Annotated in this window: 16 protein-coding genes; 8 read left to right on the forward strand and 8 right to left on the reverse strand. The window is 56.2% G+C overall.

The window, feature by feature from the left end:
• Positions 1–172: 172 nt before the first annotated feature.
• Positions 173–856 (forward strand): ThiF family adenylyltransferase, encoded by a 684-nt coding sequence (locus Poly41_RS29720; protein ID WP_231616057.1) that lies wholly within the window; start codon positions 173–175, stop codon positions 854–856.
• 43 nt (positions 857–899) lie between these two features.
• The gene (locus Poly41_RS29725) at positions 900–1,367 is read left to right on the forward strand and encodes a hypothetical protein (protein ID WP_146531011.1); all 468 of its coding nucleotides are present in this window, start codon (positions 900–902) and stop codon (positions 1,365–1,367) included.
• An 814-nt stretch (positions 1,368–2,181) separates the two neighbouring features.
• Here Poly41_RS29725 and Poly41_RS29730 read toward each other — a convergent pair.
• The 8 genes from Poly41_RS29730 to Poly41_RS29765 all read right to left on the reverse strand — a co-directional run bounded on the left by Poly41_RS29730 (position 2,182) and on the right by Poly41_RS29765 (position 10,928).
• Positions 2,182–2,580: a carboxypeptidase regulatory-like domain-containing protein gene (locus Poly41_RS29730; protein ID WP_231616058.1), complete on the reverse strand. Its 399-nt coding sequence runs from the start codon at positions 2,578–2,580 to the stop codon at positions 2,182–2,184.
• A 26-nt stretch (positions 2,581–2,606) separates the two neighbouring features.
• Positions 2,607–3,632, reverse strand: a complete 1,026-nt coding sequence (locus tag Poly41_RS29735) for a DUF1559 domain-containing protein (RefSeq protein ID WP_146531012.1) — start codon at positions 3,630–3,632, stop codon at positions 2,607–2,609.
• 76 nt (positions 3,633–3,708) lie between these two features.
• A complete protein-coding gene (locus Poly41_RS29740; RefSeq protein WP_146531013.1) occupies positions 3,709–5,343 on the reverse strand; it encodes a permease in 1,635 nt (544 codons plus the stop codon).
• Entirely contained in the window at positions 5,340–5,690 is a 351-nt protein-coding gene (locus Poly41_RS29745) for a hypothetical protein (protein WP_231616059.1), read from the reverse strand. Before Poly41_RS29745 ends, Poly41_RS29740 begins: the two co-directional genes overlap by 4 nt.
• 197 nt (positions 5,691–5,887) lie before the next feature.
• A complete protein-coding gene (locus tag Poly41_RS29750) occupies positions 5,888–6,829 on the reverse strand; it encodes an AAA family ATPase (protein WP_146531014.1) in 942 nt (313 codons plus the stop codon).
• A complete protein-coding gene (locus Poly41_RS29755; RefSeq protein ID WP_146531015.1) occupies positions 6,826–9,132 on the reverse strand; it encodes a transglutaminase-like domain-containing protein in 2,307 nt (768 codons plus the stop codon). The genes Poly41_RS29750 and Poly41_RS29755 overlap by 4 nt, the downstream gene beginning before the upstream one ends.
• The gene (locus Poly41_RS29760; protein ID WP_231616060.1) at positions 9,113–10,408 is read right to left on the reverse strand and encodes a DUF58 domain-containing protein; all 1,296 of its coding nucleotides are present in this window, start codon (positions 10,406–10,408) and stop codon (positions 9,113–9,115) included. The genes Poly41_RS29755 and Poly41_RS29760 overlap by 20 nt, the downstream gene beginning before the upstream one ends.
• Before the next feature lie 52 nt (positions 10,409–10,460).
• A complete protein-coding gene (locus Poly41_RS29765) occupies positions 10,461–10,928 on the reverse strand; it encodes a DUF2946 family protein (protein WP_146531016.1) in 468 nt (155 codons plus the stop codon).
• A 331-nt stretch (positions 10,929–11,259) separates the two neighbouring features.
• Between Poly41_RS29765 and Poly41_RS29770 the strand changes: the two genes are divergently transcribed.
• The 6 genes from Poly41_RS29770 (at position 11,260) to Poly41_RS29795 (ending at position 16,357) form a co-directional block, all read left to right on the forward strand.
• Positions 11,260–11,691, forward strand: coding sequence for a DUF2946 family protein (locus tag Poly41_RS29770; RefSeq protein ID WP_146531017.1), 432 nt, complete (start codon positions 11,260–11,262; stop codon positions 11,689–11,691).
• Positions 11,692–12,122: 431 nt separating this feature from the next.
• Complete coding sequence (locus Poly41_RS29775) at positions 12,123–12,470, forward strand: class III signal peptide-containing protein (protein ID WP_231616061.1); 348 nt, start codon at positions 12,123–12,125, stop codon at positions 12,468–12,470.
• A gap of 88 nt (positions 12,471–12,558) precedes the next feature.
• Complete coding sequence (locus Poly41_RS29780; protein WP_146531018.1) at positions 12,559–12,984, forward strand: A24 family peptidase; 426 nt, start codon at positions 12,559–12,561, stop codon at positions 12,982–12,984.
• 19 nt (positions 12,985–13,003) lie between these two features.
• A complete protein-coding gene (locus Poly41_RS29785) occupies positions 13,004–13,468 on the forward strand; it encodes a hypothetical protein (RefSeq protein ID WP_146531019.1) in 465 nt (154 codons plus the stop codon).
• The gene (locus tag Poly41_RS29790; protein ID WP_231616062.1) at positions 13,465–14,508 is read left to right on the forward strand and encodes a TadE/TadG family type IV pilus assembly protein; all 1,044 of its coding nucleotides are present in this window, start codon (positions 13,465–13,467) and stop codon (positions 14,506–14,508) included. The genes Poly41_RS29785 and Poly41_RS29790 overlap by 4 nt, the downstream gene beginning before the upstream one ends.
• Before the next feature lie 76 nt (positions 14,509–14,584).
• The gene (locus Poly41_RS29795) at positions 14,585–16,357 is read left to right on the forward strand and encodes an RcpC/CpaB family pilus assembly protein (protein ID WP_146531020.1); all 1,773 of its coding nucleotides are present in this window, start codon (positions 14,585–14,587) and stop codon (positions 16,355–16,357) included.
• The last annotated feature ends 8 nt before the right edge of the window (positions 16,358–16,365 follow it).

Here is a 16,365-nt window from a genome sequence, read left to right on the forward strand (position 1 = left end):
CCAGGTGTCCGCAAGACACTCAGCAGTGATCAGACTCGGCAAGCTGCTGGCACGTTCGACGCCGACACCAAGTCGGTCTCAGCGTCCAAGAAACTGCTCGACACCAGCCACAGTCCACCATCGACGATCCGTTTGCTCTGGAGTGCGATCCGATGGAGATTGACGCTTTGGAGTGGCATGCGACTCAGTGGGTGGCATCATGACGGTGGCTCAAGATCGTTTTGTTCGCCAATCGGCTCTCGTCCTGGCGAACCGCCTGTCAGGGCTTACAGTCACAGTGATCGGAGTCGGAGCCATCGGACGCCAGGTTGCGTTGCAGCTGGCGTCGATCAGCGTTCGCCGGATTCAACTGGTCGACTTCGACACGGTTGAAAAGACCAATGTCACGACACAAGGCTACCTTGCGTCCGACACCGGCAAGACGAAAGTGGCGGCAACGTCACATGCGATCGGGCAGATTGATCCGGCGATCAAGATCGACAAGATTGTCGACCGCTACCGAGCGAAGCAGAGCACCGGTGACGTGGTGTTCTGTTGCGTCGACTCGATCACCGCACGCTCCGCCATTTGGCGGTCTGTGCGGGGGCGAGTCGAACTGTTTGTTGACGGACGCATGTTAGGCGAAGTCATTCGCGTACTAGCCGCTCACAACGTCCCCTCGTCGGATCACTACGCAACCACGCTGTTCGCCGCTGTAGACGCTCAGCAAGGCACCCGCACGTCACACGGCACGATCTACACCGCCTCGATCGCCGCAGGGCTGATGGCCCACCAGTTCACACGCTGGTTACGGAATCTGCCACTCGATCAAGACACCACGCTGAATCTGCTCGCCGGTGAGCTCGTCGTTCACTGACGCTTACAGCCTTTCAAATACACCTAGCATGGAGAACCTCAGAATGTCGACCCGAATTACGGTTGGCCTAAACCGAAAACGAGGCCAGCCTGACTACGGCAGTCACGGTGCAAGCTGCCATATCGACTTTGAAATCGACGGCGACTCGCTGTTCGGCCAAAGCGATCAGTTGGCTGTACGCATACAAGAAGCCTACCGACTGTGCCGGCAAGAAGTGGAACGTGAGCTTGGGGGTGATGCACCGAGTGCGACAACGCCCTCGTCGCGTCGTGCAGCAAACGATGTTCCTCGGCTCAACGGGCATACTTCAGCCAAAGGCAACGGACAGTCGCGGATCCGTGAAGCAACCGACGCTCAAATCCGAGCAATCCACGCGATCGCATCGAAAGCGAACGTGCATCTAGCGAGTCAACTGCAGCAGGAGTTCGCGGTTTCATCACCCAAACAACTGACCATCCGCCAGGCCAGCGAGTTGATCGAATCGCTCAAAGGACGGCTCGAAGCGAGCTAACGCTTGGGCCATCATAATCCATTGATTACGATGGCCCTTTTCTTTAGCCCCCGGTGAATTCACTGCCGTGGAAACGCGGTGACGAGTTTCGCGACCCGAAATCGAAGGCAGTTATCGATCGCTGACGTAGGGCTGAATCGGCCTTTCACCAGCCAAGGTGATCAAGTTGGTCAAAGTTGGTCAAAGTTGGTCACGCGTGATGACTCGATCAACTTGATCATCTTGAGTTCCATGTCTCGCGTTGTCGGTCCTTGTCCCACCTGTCGCAATACCTTTCAAGCCACAAACCCTAGCAACATCGAACTTGACGACGGAGAGAATTCGGCGACGTGTGTTACCTAATGACCAGCTTGGCACATTGCCCGGCAGTCGTCGGTTCGAACCCGAGTCCCAAAACTTCTCGGAACGATCAAATTCGTTTCCGACCCTGATGTGAAGAAAGGTCGGCATGGTTTCCATGTCGGCCTTTCTTCATTGTTGCTCACGTTTTTCGGTGTTTGCGCGGTGCCGCGTTTGCCGGACGCGTTCTTCGTTTCTTTCGTCCTGCCATTACCTGGGTTATGTGATCGGGGATGGTTTTAGCTCTCGGGGCACGATTTCCCTTTTTTCCCGTTTCTCTGCCGGTCTGGGTTAACAAACGCCTTGACCGTTCAGACGGTTCCAACGTGAAAAGGGCTTGGCGTTGCAAATCGCTGGATTCTTGAGAAGCTTGGTCTAACAACCCCTAAGAAGAACGGGTCTCTTCCAAGATCAGCCGAGAACGCCAGGTAATGCCAAACTGAGAAACAGAGATGACGGTAAATTGTGAAGTTAATTAAAGATCGCTCGTTTCCAACGTGACCCGAACGGGAGAATCGGACTGTTCCGGAATCGTGATCCGCAGGCCGCTAGTATAGTAGTCGGCGTAGCGGCGTGGGACAGTTCGACCGTGCTCGTGTGCTTCGGCGGCTAGGTCCTCGGTCAGGACAATCTGCACCACAACGACCTCGAACTCTCCTGGTGGACAGCCCATTTCGCCGTCTTGGTCGGTAAGCGCGAAGCTGCCATCGGTGGCGATGCGGCTGGCGTAGCGAGAACCATCGGCAAGCGATCGGAATTCAACACTACCCGATCGCACCGGAGTGCCGTCGTCGAAGAGAACGATTCCTTCGTGCGTGCCGCTGGCTCCGCCGCAACCGCTAACCAGAAAGGCGAGCACAGTGGCGACTCCCAAGGTCAGACTCCGTGGGCAATGCATTTTCAATTTTCCAGTTCCACCACACGCGCATCACAGCGATTGGCGAGCGATCCCAAGACTTGGGTGTCCGTGTCGGGGCTAAATAGTCGAACACTTCCATCGACAAGCGCGAAATGAACACCGGCGGGATGCCAGCTCCCAAACGAAAACATGTCGGCCAGCACGTCGCTGGGGCCATTTGCCAATCGAAGGCCAGGGCCAGCCAAGCGGCAAGACGCGGGTAAGTGATCGCCGTCGTAGGCGGGCGAATCTTCGGGGAATTGCTGCAAACGATCGAGCGAGACAAATTTTTCCCCAAACAGGAATGTGCTGGATGTTCCATCACTGACCGACGCCAATCGAATCCGATCCGATGGTGCAATCGCTTTACCGTCTTTGCAGTCAGGGCGCACGCTGATGATGACGCCGGTTCCGTTGCCGCCGAAATAGAAATCCGTCGGCTGGCCAGTCGCCCCGGGGGTCAGGTCGCCGTGGTTGCCGGCGTAGTCGCTCAGGGCGCCTTCGACGTCGAGTGTCACGTCGACCGGACGTGGCGGAATCGGACACCCGCACGGCAGGCGACCACCACCACCAGTGACGGTGGTACGCAAATTACGAGTGCCAATCGGACGAGTGCCGCTGCGCCGCGACGGGCAAAGGAAAATGTCGGGTACGACCGTACGAACAGCCTCGGGATGCTGGTGCCAAGGCTTTGAAAAATCCCATTGATCGCCCAACGCAACCTGTTCGATGTACGGCATCACACGAGCGAGCCATGTCGGTGTTTCCAATCCACATTGGTCGGCAGGATCGGCGTCGGGACGCGATTCATATCGGGCTGGCGGGAAGTATCCAACCGCGTCATGGTGCAGGTGCGTCGCGAGTGCAAGCTGCCGAATACGATTCTTGCAATCGGTGCTGCGTGCGGCTTCGCGTGCCGATTGAACGGCAGGCAAAAGCAATGCGATCAAAATGCCAACGATCCCGATGACCACCAACAACTCGATCAACGTGAAGCCACGCGAATAACGTCTTTTTAATACTAACATGAAACGGATTATCCACGTAGAAGTGCAATCAATCCGGTCCGACCGCCATTAATTCTACATGCTGTGAAGCCCCGAGTCACTCTGACGGACGAAATGAGCGTACCCAACGTGAATTTGTGGACAGAATATCCCGCACAACCCGCTTCGTCTCGTCTGATTCAAACGGGTCGTGCTCGAGTTCATGCTCCAGGTTCTCCAGCTTTTTCCGGATCAGATAGCCTTGCATTCGCTGATACGGACGAATCTGGCCAGAGCGGATAAACGTGCCGACCTCCAGCCGCCGGCTCCAGTCTTCCCAAACCGGCAGCCAAAATAAAGCATGATCGATCTGCCCACTGTTGGCCGCCGACAGACACTCCGCCCGCGCCATGCTGATTTCGTCCAGACACTCCTTCGGCGATGGATAGTAAGCAAAACAGGCGACGACACTCAGCGCGACCAAACCGGCCAACATGGTCGCGCCAATGACACCGGGCGGAACAACCACGTCGAGACCCTTTCGATTTTTCGCCTCGTCTGAAGTCAGTGATGAAGCGAACGCGTTAGCCTTGGCGGTCTTCATCAACCAAGCTTCGTCGATTTTCAACAATCGCAATCCGATCCCGATCAATCCGATAACGCCCAGTACTGCGAGCGAGACGACGACGCTGATGTCGAGGTCTTTCACCACCAAGTCACGAAGCGTTCTCATATCAAAGTGGTGGTACACCGAAATCGGGTTGGCATAGATGTCGAAGGCATGCGTGTGACCAGCAGGCTCAACGCCGGGCGGAACGAGCGGCCGATTGATCGCGTAGGAGATTCCCAATACGATCACGACAAGCGAAACCATCCAGAGCGTTGTCGCTTTGAAGCCATAGTGCTTCCCGAACCAGACCGGCGTTGCTAAATTCATGCCAGTGCCTAGGATCAACAATGTGAACGCGGCGCCAGGAGAATTGGCATGCTGGAACATCATCCCGAGTTGGCTCATTGCCAGCATGGGCGTTGCGTAAACGGGAATCGCTACCTCGAGCATTGTCAGCGGTGCAAACCAGTCGTCACGCTCGACGGAATGCTGCATCGCGCCGTAGGGAAGGACGGCTGCCAGAATCGCTAGGCCCGATAGTGCCAACACGGTCGTGCCAAGACTGACACCGGTCAGTTCGCGAGCAATGTGAACGAATGTGGCAGCGAGTCGTCGAAGACTAATGAGGTGGTCGCGAGTTTCCGGCTCACCCTTCCCGACCGCTATGGCGCACGACCCTCCCGCAAGCAAGAGGGTGTTTTTCGTCGGCTCACGAAACTTCGCCATCGCATCCCAAAATAGTCCCAGCGCCGTTACGATGACCAACGATCCAAACGCGAAAAGTATGATCACCATCGGTCGGCTGAGCGTCAGTCCGTACAGCAGCGAAAGCGGGTTGAATAAGGGTGCCGACAACGCGAATGCGGACATCGCACCAGGCTTTACACCCGCCCGACGCATTTCTCGCAATATCGGCAACACACCGATCGAACAGACCGGCAACAACATGCCGACTAGCCATGATTGTGGCAAAGATCGCAGCGAATCGCCGCCGAACAAACGCCGCATGCCCTTGTCAGCCAAATAATATCGCATGATGGATGCAATCAACAAACCAACCAACAGCGTCGGCGCGGCGGCTGCGAAGCCTTGCAGGACGCGAATCAGTCCGCCCATCAACATGATCGAGAGTGATTGGTTCATGACGTGGGCGTTCTCAGGTCGGGCAGTTGTTCGGGAATTTTTGGAATCGTATCGTCGATCAGTTGGCACAGCGATTCGAGTTCGCGAAGTTGCTCTTCAGTGAGATCGCCACGGTTGGCCTTCAAGTTTGCCGAAACCGATTCGCTTTTTTCGTGCAGCGGAATCCAGTCGGCTTCGGAAAGGTTCGTGTCCGCAGCGATTTCTGCGACCCAATCGACGAGGTCTTCGATCTGGTCACGAAGTGGGACGGGGGCGTGTTCGTCTCCGTGCCTGTGCTCATCTTCGTGTTCGTCCTGGTGTGTATCTTTGTCTTCATGAAATTGCGCGCCACTTTTAGCGCTCTTCATGCGGCTACGTAGTTTTGTCGACAGGTCTGCCAGACCGTTTGGCCAATGTGCCGCGATATGATGATCGTGCTCAAACAAAGACGCCTTGGATGGCTCGTCGGTACCGCAACCGACGAACAGCAAGAGTAGGAGAGGCGTGCAGGAAGTCGCTCGCCCTTTTTGCCTGGCTGAAAGCCTTGCCCACGGTAGATTCATTATCATTTGTATTCCGGTGCAGGGACTTGTTTCATGATGCGGTCAACGACGGAATCAACATCGTCCGTCGTGGTTAGCAGTCGAACCGTCAAGACGGGATGAGCGACTTTGGCGACGTCACTCGGCGTCACGAAGTCGCGGCCTTGCAGGACTGCCCAGGCTTGAGCGATCCGCTGCCAGTGCAACATGCCTCGGGGGCTGACGCCGAGTTGAATGGACACATCTTCGCGTGTCGCATCGACCAAATCGACCAAGTATTCGCGAACTCGAGGATGAACGGTGACCGTCTGTACGTGTTGCTGCATCCGACGCAATTCAGCCAGCGGTAGCGAGCTATGAGTCTCTTTGTCGGGGCCAACCGCCCGCGAAGCGTTTTCCAAAATGCCAAGCTGAGCCGCACGGTCGGGATAGCCAATTTGCAGCTTGATCGTGAACCGATCCAGTTGAGCTTCCGGCAAGGGATAGGCGCCGTGAGAATCGATCGGGTTCTGTGTGGCGATGACGAAAAACGTTTCGGACAAAGGATAGGGAACCGCGTCAATCGTGACTTGCCGCTCAGCCATCGCTTCGAGCAATGCACTCTGTGTGCGCGGAGTCGTACGGTTGAGCTCGTCTGCCAGCAGCACGTCGGCGAATACCGGCCCGGCGTGGAACTCGAATTCACGAGTCTTCTGGTTGAACATATTGAAACCGGTCACATCGGTAGGCAGCAAATCGGGCGTGCACTGAATCCGTGACAGCCGACCACCGAGGCACTCGGCGAGGGCTTTGGCGAGCGTCGTCTTCCCAGTGCCCGGCAAATCGTCGAGCAACAAGTGACCCTGCGCGAGCAAACACGCGATCACCATTTCGATTTGGTCCGACTTGCCCAACAGCACGCGACCGAGTTGGTCACGCATGGCCTGTAGCGCCGTATGCGTTTCGTTTTCCGTTACCACACTCATGCCGTCGCTTCCCGTGTTGCTAGTTTTAGTTGTTTTGTGTTCAGTTTTCGAACAACCGAGCTGAGTCGGCGACGGTCGATCGGTCCGCTTCCGCCAAAGATCGCTTGATCGGCCACATCACAGAATTGCTTTACATGATCTTGCAGCTGGACATCGCGGTTGACCAAGGACTCCAACCAATCCCGTTGCGGTTTTCCCTGCGGTCGAGCACTGCCAAGCAGTCTGGCTCGAGTTTCCACGATACGCATGGCAAGTCCGATTTGATACTTCGGTCGCAGCCATCGTGACAGCGACCAGATGCCCCCCAATAACCACTCGGCCCAGACCAGCCGCGTCCGATAGAGCAGTCCACAGATTGCGAGTGCAAGCAGTCCGTGAATCCAATGCGCCGCAGCAAACCGCTTGCGGACCAGCCACCACGAAGGCGTGTAAACCGGCTGTTGATATCCTGGCGTCGGTTCGATCTCGAACCATCTTCCGTCGTCAAGTTTGATTTCGACCCAAGCGTGAACGTCATTTGGCGTGATGTTGGCATGCCCAGCGGAAATTTCGAATGAGTCGGGGCGAACGTAGAAGCCGGTGACCAGTCGCGATTGGAGTCCAATTTCGCGAGCTTTCAATGCGGCGACGGTCGCAAACAGGTGATCGCCCCCACGTCGAGTTTTCAAGAACCCGTCCACTGTATTTTCGCTGCTACGATCGAAAGTGAATTCCGTTCGCAAATAGTTGACGATGGATTGCAGTTGCTCGTAGGGCGACCTAGCGTCCCCATTCACACTCCCGCTTGCGGGAAGGTCGGACGCGGTAGCGGCCGGGGAGGGTTGCGTGTGCCCGCTCCGGCCCTGAGAGGCCGACTCTCCCCGAGGGCGAGTGAAATCAAAAAATCCGCTACGGCGTTGCCCGGAGGCAGGGTCAGACTTCAGCTCAACCAGCTCGTCCTCCATCACATTGATCGAAGCCAAGTTCACGACCGTCAACTGCGGAATCTTTTCGCGTCCGGGCATGAACAGCGATCCGTCGTTCTTGATGCCGAAGAAATCTTGACGATTCACATCCTTGATATGCAGTCCCGCTGTCATCATCGGAGATGGGAATCGAGTCGAATCGAGCCGCAGCACTTTCAGCAAATTGACCGACACCGAGTCACTGTCGGAAATGGCTTTGGATTGCAGCTTGGGATCAAAGAACCAAACATGCTGGTCAATCTCTTGTTGGTTAAGTTCTTCGATGGAATGGTCCGCCGAGTTTGTCCAGTCCACTCCATCGAAGGCATCGTATCGTTCCATCGCGAGTCGGATTCCGGTTGGTCCGTCCCACTGCAATACCGCGTCGCTGGTGGCATCGTCGAAATGATGGTGTTTCTTAGGCTGCATGCGATCGATGCTGAACGATGATCCGCCTTGTTCCGATTTGGAGGCCCGCTCGTGCATCGGGATCACGTTGTCGCTGCCCATCGCCTGGCGACGCTCCCATTTGTTCTTCTTTTTTGGTTCCCCGAACATGTCGTTGGCCATGTCGAACAACGTCGATTCGGTAGACTCCAAAAAGATCTCGGATTCGACCGCACCGAATGATTCAGCGTGATCCTTCGCTGCGATTGCTGCGTCGCCGGTTCCGATGCCACTGCGTGCCGCAGAGTCCGACCACTTCGATCCGCCGCTGGTCGGCATGAACCCGAAAGCCATCCGATTGGAGCCGCCAAAACGATCACGGACGACTAGGCCACCGATGATGCACAGCACAGTCGCCGCCAGCACGCTGGCCGGGCGAATGCCGACCGCCGGACGCACCGACTCGGCCAAGCAGACATCGAGTTTTTCCCAGTGATTGGCGACCAAATGCCAAACACAGCCGCTCATCCAAAGCACGGCCACCCAGACGGCTCGCGTGTCATCGGAAATCGATGTGGCGAATAGAACCAAGAATCCGCTGGCGACTAGCGACATCGCTTGGTTGCGTTCGGACGTTGCCGCCATCGCGATCGCCAGCGACATCGCACCAAAGGTCGATAATCCCGACATTTCAAATGCAATCGGCGAACCGAACATGCGGGCAAAAACCGCAAATGCGATCGGCGTCGTCGCCAGCGCGACCGTAGCAGAACTCGCCAATCGTTTCGGCTTCCGCGTTTCATGACCAAAGGTCTTGGCGACTTCCGCTACACAGAACAGGAAAGCCAAAGTTCCCATCTCGGCCAAAAACCAGAACCGCGACTCCACAAAGAACCGCAATGGCAGGACCGACACGATCGCAAGGATCGCCAGCAGAATGGTCTCGATTCGTTTACGCGGCGACGTCGGCATCTCGCACCTCCGTCCAAAATTCGCGAACTTGATCCGTAAGCGTCTCGCCCGACGCGATCAACTTCGTCAGCGATAGTCCGCCGGCTCGGCGTCCGCCATGCGGATCAACCAGGCGAACCACTTCACGCCCTTGCGAGTCGCTCAAGAATTCGATCGTTGCATGTTTACTGGACTGTTCAGGCTGGATTGACGAGTCCTTGCCATCGGCCGGAACATCCGCGAGTGCATCCAGAATCTGACGCCTACCTTTGACGCCCTGTGCCAGACGCAGACGCTTTGATCCGACCGTCACTCGCATCGGCACGCCCGATTGATGCAGGTTGATCAGGACGCTGGCCGCCATGCGCATGCGCTCGGCCAGGTTTCTCCTTTCACCCTCCCTATCAAGAAGGGTTGATCCTAAGCGAGGGGAGAAAGCTCTTTGGTCGCCCGCTCCTCGCTGACGCTCGATTCTCCCAGCGGCAGACTGAATGCGCGTGTCAATGAAGACATCCAACTCCACCGATTGGGGACCGCCGCGTTCGGTAACGACCAACGTGTCTACTCTTGCAGACGCGACCCAGTTGATGTGTTTCGCCGAGTCGCCGCGACGGTACGCTCGCACGCCAACAAAGTCGCCGCTACGGCCACCCCGATTTCCGTCGCCATGATCCGCAGGGGTCAGACCGACGATTGGGCAGACACCTTGCACAGGGAATACTTTCGGCCAAACCGTCAATGATTCTGTCGTCGTTAACTTGCGACGCGCCGTCCAAATGCCGAAGGGAAAAGAGCAGGCAACTCGCGGTGTTTGAATAGGGTAATGTCCCCTTAGCGGCGGCTTCACCGTGATGCCGAATTCACTGATGCACAACGGCGGAACGCAAGCCAGTCCGACTGTCGGAAGCAGCTCATCCCCTTCGCAATCCAGATAGCCTTCGACAGCCAAGCCCCAAACGGGAACAGGAACTCGATTGCGAACCGAAACGACGATCCGGCATGGGGCGTCTTCGTGAACGCGGTCAACCTCGGGGCGCAACTCACACGTCGTGACGTACACCGCCACCAGCGGCCAAGCCATGCCGACGACCATGATCGCGGACAGCGATGCCGCCAGTGTCCAACCGATCGGGCTTAGATAGAGCCCGACCATGACGCTTACAGCCGTCGCCAGCACGAACCAGCCGATGGGTTCTTTGAGCCAGTAAAGAAAACGATTCGCCCAGGGGCAAAAGTCGGTCGTCATCACGCGAGACAACCAACTCGCCAATCTAGGCACTTCATGGGCAATCGCCATGGGAGCGCACCTTCGGTACGGGAGGAAAACAGGGGAAAGAAAGACGCGAGCGTTAAACGCTCGGCGGTCCCCGTACCGTGTGGCTGGAGGAGTGATGGCTCGGTGCGAACACATCCCGTACGAACACGACATCACCGGCAACGGCCAGCGATTCAATGACGCCAGCGGCATCAAACAGCATCACCGCATGACGCGAAGCAAAGAAGCTTTGGCAAACCGCACATTCGTTCGAATCGTGTTCGCTGGCCGGCGATTCCGACTCAGATTCGTCGGTTGTTGATTCCGATTTCTCCGGCGACTTGGCATGGCAAGAACTGCCGTGATCGTGATCGCAGCAGCGATGACCGCGATGGTCGTACTGGGCCGATTTGCTGGCAGCCACCGAGGCACTTGGACGGCAATCCGCGTGATGGCGGGAGCATCCAAAGTGAACCCAACCCGCCGCATTGCCAAACAGCAATGTTGCTAGAGTCAAGTAAACGGTTAGGACTCGGAGCGACGTCAAAGGATCAGTTTCCAACGTTAATTTATGAGACAACCCCGAATCACGCCTGCAGCGTTTATCTCGAAGGTGCAAAACCAACGGTCCGACCAAGGATGTGAAGATTGTGTCAGACCAAGCTACGTGATGTCAATTGCTAGGGTTCGATCGAATCGCATTCTTCATGGTCGATTCATGAAATCCACTACAGAACCGGACTTGCCGGTTTCTGACGCCGACTTATGTTAACGTTACAAAATAAGTTTGGAAGTCTTGACGAACCGATTGCATGTGGTCATCGTAAGGGGAAGCAATCGTCTTTGGTCGGGCCATTTTGCAACTCAACCTTCTTCAATCGAACGTCTTTTTGATGTCTTCGTTGATCAGACCTATTCTAGCTAGCCTGCTGTGCGGCGTGATCGTTCTCGGTCATGCTCCTGTCTGGCTGCACGTGGGTCACTGCGAACATCATGCTCATGTCCAATCCGGCGTAGCGTCTGACAAGACAGCTTCCGTCGTGATTTATTCGCATGTCTGTCAGCACCACGCACCGCCGCAGGAAACCGCCAAGACGGTTTCTGACACGCACGATGCTCCTGTTTCGGGCGGTCAGCACGATCACGATTCCGACACGTGTGTGATTTGCCAGTCGTTGGCGAGTCCGGGTGGTGTGACTTGGGAATTGCTGGTTTCACTCCCGTTCGAGATTATTTCCAGCCCGGTCTTTGTTGCCCCTGAACCCGTTCTTGCGGCAACTCTTCTTTCGATCCCGCAGCCGCGCGGGCCACCGGTCGTCGCGTAACGGCTTTCGCTATCTGCGCGTGGGATAGGCTTTCAGCCTGTTATTTCCACAGTTGCATGACATGCGGGAACCCTTTCACACGATTGTCCCACCACGTTTGGATTTGATGCTCAGGCTGTGTGCTTGTTGCGTCAAAACAAATGGACTGCCGACATCATACGTCCCGCCGCGTGCGGTGTGATCGGTCAACGGTCCGACCAAACCCGATCGGTTGTGCTCACGCGGTGGGGCTCCTTAAGAAATCAAATCCGTAGTGGACGAGGTCACGAGTCCGGCGGCATGGGACTCGTCGCCTCGTCCACTACGAAAACAAAACAAACGTGTGCGGTCTGTTCGTCGCCGCCGCACGCGCCTGCATTGGTCATGCGGAACCTTTGGTCAGGCGGCAAAAGTTTTTTCAGTAACTCGTTTTCTAGAAAAGGAAAACAAACATGCGTAAGTTTTTGAACAACAAGAAGGGCCAAGGCCTGGTTGAGTACGGTCTGATCATCGCCGGCGTGGCATTGATCTGCGCTGCAGCGATTTCCGTCTTCGGTCACAAGACCAGCGACTTGATCGCATCTGTGTCGGCAATTCTCCCGGGGGCGCACGCCGATGATAACGGACCTTTGGTCAGCGGCAAACTGATCGAAACGACTGGTGCGGATACGGGCGCAATCGCCTTGGACGCTGCAACGATTGTTGGCAACACCGACACCGGTCGTTTGGACAATAACGTCTTCGGTGCGACCACGGCTGCTGGTGGCGACGGCTTCGGCGGTTTGATTCTCGAGCCATAAGCCGGACCGATTTCCATATGGACGCTTCAGCCACCTATGGCGGAATTTTCCGTCATGGGTGGTTTCTGTTCTTCAATGAGATCGCTCTTTGTTTCTCACGCTCGCCATCATCACGACTGCCTTGCTTGCTATTGCAACGACATTCGATTTACGAACTCGCGAAATACCAGATTGGATTTCGTTAGCGATCGGAGTCACCGCCGTCGTTGCGTCACTGATAGGCTGGCTCGGGATGTCGATCGCTTGGGTGTCGGCCGGCGGAATCGTCGGACTTGCCATCGCCTATGGACTGTTTCGCTTTGCGAAGCTGGGTGGCGGTGATGGGAAGCTCATCATCGCGCTGGGGATGTTGGTCGGACCCGTTGGGATTTTGATTGTGTTGTTTGGAATGGCGATCGCCGGTGGCGTGCTTTCGTTGATCGCGATGCTTCGCGGTCAACGAGACTACGCCTACGTGCCCGCCATCGCGGCGGGATTCGTGGGTTATCTCGGTTTCGTTTATTTCGTCGTCTGACTCGAAAAGGATTGGTTTCATGTTGAAGATCGCACTAGCTCTGATCGTTGCGTTTGTCTCGCTCGCCTCGAATGTTGTCGCCAACGCCGATGACCATGCGGGCATGAAGAAGGAACACGAAGCCGCTCACTTGCAGCATGACAAATGGGCTTCCGAACATGCCAAATGGCGAGCCGAACACATGCGAGCGTTGGCGATGATGGCCAAGTTTCAGGCAAAGATTTATGAACACGAAGCCGAGTTGATCGAGCACGATGAAGAAATGCGGGCTCATGAGGATCACGCCATGCATCACGGTGAAGAAATTGCCCACCATGAGAATGACGGCGATGCGACGGATCACGAAGCACTGGAGGCGGAACATAAGAAGTTCTCCTCCGAACATGAGGCCATGGCGAAGAAGCATGATGCGGTGAAGTCAGGTCACGAAGAGCTACACGAATTGCTTCAGAAACTCTTTCAGATCATGAAAAGCGAGAAATGATGCGAACGCGCCACCATCAACGCGCCGGTCAAGCACTCGTCGAGTTTGGGCTCGTCGCGCTGGTGCTGTACATGCTGGTCGGTGCTGCGATCACGTTCGGAATCTGGATTTACGCAGCGGGGCAAATTCAACAAGCGGCCAATGTGGGCGCCCGAGAACTTTCGCAAACGCCGCTGCCCTTTGATGAGACGTTTGAGGATGCGCTCGATCAAGAGGTTGTCCGCAAGCGAATCTATGACGATCGCTGGTTGGTCATCGATTTGACTGAGCTGGAACAAGAGCACCCAGACTACAACTTCTTTACCGATGTTGTTCCACGAATGCCGTTGTTGAATCAGCAGTTGGCGGTGCTTTACATTCGCGACGATGTTCTCGATCCGCGTTTCGAGACACTCGAGAATGAAGAGCCTGGCTATCGACGATTGATGCGGTATCCAGGTGCGTTGCTGGAACGCTCTCAAGATACCGCGGATGATTCGGGAATCGAGTATCCCGATTATGTCGCGGACGATTACGTGGTTCAAATCCCTCTCGTCGTTGAGAGAAAAGAGGGTCACAACAACGGCGGCGGTGGCGAGCGGATCCGGTGGGTCGACGTTGTTGAGGAGATCGATGATCCAGACACGAATCCTGATCCCTTTTCGCTCGAAAACACAAACGAAGATAGGCGTGGCGTCGTTGCGTTGCGTGTCCACTACCCGGCCCAATCGAGTTGGTTGAGCAGTTTTCAGGATCGAGGAAGATTCGTGCCGAACGGGGGCGATCCCAACATCGCTGATGACGATGCGGTTGAAACAATCGACGGAACCAATCTTCGCGGAAGTTTGATCAACCGACCACTCGTGTTTGAGAACTCGCTTGGCGAGTCGGTCTACGCAGGAACTTACGGGGGTAAGTATGGGCTTGGCATTCATGGAGCGATGACCAGTCCCGAATTGACAGGCAGTGCCATCGGCATTCGTCCTTACCGACGTGTACTCGTGTCACATGCCATTTTTCGCAGGGAAGTGTTTTTACCCTCCACTGAAACGACTCCATAAATAGTGTGTTGTTGATGGCAGCGTCGCATAGCGATCGGACTCGTTGCCTCGTCCACTACCATCGAAGAATTCCATCATGCGAAAACAAAAATCATCCTTCGGACTATTCAAAATCGTGCTGGCGTTGCTGCTGGTCTTTGTGGTTCTCGGCGTTGGACTGATCGCTTCACTGTGGGCATCCGGAGTGCCCATGGAACGACTCGCGTTTTGGCGGGTCGAAGAGTCTCGCCCCGATTCCATCTCTCTGCCGATGAACTGGCAGACGATTCAAGCTTACAGCAAGGTCACTCGGAACGACTTGTTGGATCCCCGCACCGGTAGCATTGCTGGTGTCGAGATTCCGCTGACGGCGCTCGGTGGGATGAGTGCAACGATCGTGGATGGCGATGGAGCATTGGTCGACAAGCGAGTGGAAGCAGCACAGCAGACCAACGATGGCATTGTCTTACAATTAGAAGATGGGACCATCGTCACCGACCGCCAATTGGTCAAACTGGGTGGAGCGTTCACGCAAGCGACTGATATCATTGGACGGGTCGTCAAGAGCGATAAATCGTCCGGCTTTGCGTTTGCCGAGTTAAACTTTTTCGAGCGTGGGACGCCGGCAGGCTTGGCGGGTGCGACTCCGCCGGGCATGCGAGCGATGACGCTGGAAGCCGCGCAGCTTGCTGGCGTGCACCGCATCAGCATGGGCGAACAGATCGACTTGGTCGCCAACATCCCGCTGCAAAAACTCAGCCGCTTTGAGTTCTCGACCGGCAGTCAGTTGCCGAGCGCGGACTTGGTGGTCGATTCCGGTCGATCCAGTCGCGACCAAGAAAATGAGACGACCGCCAGACTCGTCGCTCGCCAAGCGATCGTGTTGACGCCGGTGGTCAAGCGAGTCAGTACGGAAACATCGGCTTCGCTATCACAGGGCAAGCGACTGTTAAGCGTGCCGGTTGAGGAAGTGGTATTGGCGGTTGCAGCGGAAGACGTCTCTGCGGTCACGTCTGCATTGGAACTTGGGGCAACAGTGAACGTTTTGGTTCGCAGCGGACGACCCGAGTCGGACGAATCGTCGACGGATGTTCCCGACGGTAGGGTTGCCGTTCCGATTCCGGGCCAGACCTTGTTGGCGTACCAAACCATTCGACCAACCAGCTTTGAAGATCCCGCGACGGCATACGTGCGAACGATTCAGGTACCCATGGAAACGGCGAGCCAGTCAAGCTGGATCACTGAGTTGTCGGATTTAGTTGGGCGAATTCCCCGTCACGATCTTCCGGCCACCGTACCGATCCAAGAAGGTGATTTGATGCCCGTGGGAACCATGGCTGGATTGTCCGGTGCAACCCCGCCTGGCAGGGTTTTGTTTTTCTTGGACACCGAGGGACTCATCGGAGGCGATGCGTTCGAGTTCGGTCAGCATTTGGATCTCGTGGCCAGTCGAACGGAAGATGAGCCGCGTGGAGGCAATCGAGGCGGCTTTGCCAACGTGACACTGACGGATGCCCAACGGACTCGCGTTGAGCCAATTGCGGACGACGTCATCGTCGTCATGCCGACTCGATCCCCCGGCAATCCGACGGCCAGAAAATCGAAAGACTCGAAGGATGGTGAGACGCCGAAGTTGATCGTTGCAGTTCGACCTGATCAGGTCGCCCAATTGGAGTACGCGGTCGCTGTGGGATCGAACTTACGGGCGACGGTCAGGTCGGGAGGTTCCCCGGTCGACGCCAATGAGATGGTGACCGACACACCGCAACGAGTGACCGTGATGAAGTTTGATCCGCTCTCGGATGCAAAGCGAACGGACATCTTCGTCGGTGGGTCGAGAGAAGCCCAGTTGTTTGGGGCGGGAAAATGAGCGTCCAT

Origin of the sequence: Novipirellula artificiosorum, assembly GCF_007860135.1 — a bacterium.
GTDB lineage: Bacteria > Planctomycetota > Planctomycetia > Pirellulales > Pirellulaceae > Novipirellula_A > Novipirellula_A artificiosorum.

What these genes read in the sequence shown, in the direction of transcription:
- Poly41_RS29760 (WP_231616060.1), bottom strand. Translation starts at nt 10,408, where the DNA reads ATGGCGATTGCCCATGAAGTGCCTAGATTGGCGAGTTGGTTGTCTCGC.
- Poly41_RS29795 (WP_146531020.1), top strand. Translation starts at nt 14,585, where the DNA reads ATGCGAAAACAAAAATCATCCTTCGGACTATTCAAAATCGTGCTGGCG.
- Poly41_RS29755 (WP_146531015.1), bottom strand. Translation starts at nt 9,132, where the DNA reads ATGCCGACGTCGCCGCGTAAACGAATCGAGACCATTCTGCTGGCGATC.
- Poly41_RS29775 (WP_231616061.1), top strand. Translation starts at nt 12,123, where the DNA reads ATGCGTAAGTTTTTGAACAACAAGAAGGGCCAAGGCCTGGTTGAGTAC.
- Poly41_RS29740 (WP_146531013.1), bottom strand. Translation starts at nt 5,343, where the DNA reads ATGAACCAATCACTCTCGATCATGTTGATGGGCGGACTGATTCGCGTC.
- Poly41_RS29770 (WP_146531017.1), top strand. Translation starts at nt 11,260, where the DNA reads ATGTCTTCGTTGATCAGACCTATTCTAGCTAGCCTGCTGTGCGGCGTG.
- Poly41_RS29725 (WP_146531011.1), top strand. Translation starts at nt 900, where the DNA reads ATGTCGACCCGAATTACGGTTGGCCTAAACCGAAAACGAGGCCAGCCT.
- Poly41_RS29750 (WP_146531014.1), bottom strand. Translation starts at nt 6,829, where the DNA reads ATGAGTGTGGTAACGGAAAACGAAACGCATACGGCGCTACAGGCCATG.
- Poly41_RS29785 (WP_146531019.1), top strand. Translation starts at nt 13,004, where the DNA reads ATGTTGAAGATCGCACTAGCTCTGATCGTTGCGTTTGTCTCGCTCGCC.
- Poly41_RS29790 (WP_231616062.1), top strand. Translation starts at nt 13,465, where the DNA reads ATGATGCGAACGCGCCACCATCAACGCGCCGGTCAAGCACTCGTCGAG.
- Poly41_RS29735 (WP_146531012.1), bottom strand. Translation starts at nt 3,632, where the DNA reads ATGTTAGTATTAAAAAGACGTTATTCGCGTGGCTTCACGTTGATCGAG.
- Poly41_RS29745 (WP_231616059.1), bottom strand. Translation starts at nt 5,690, where the DNA reads ATGAAGAGCGCTAAAAGTGGCGCGCAATTTCATGAAGACAAAGATACA.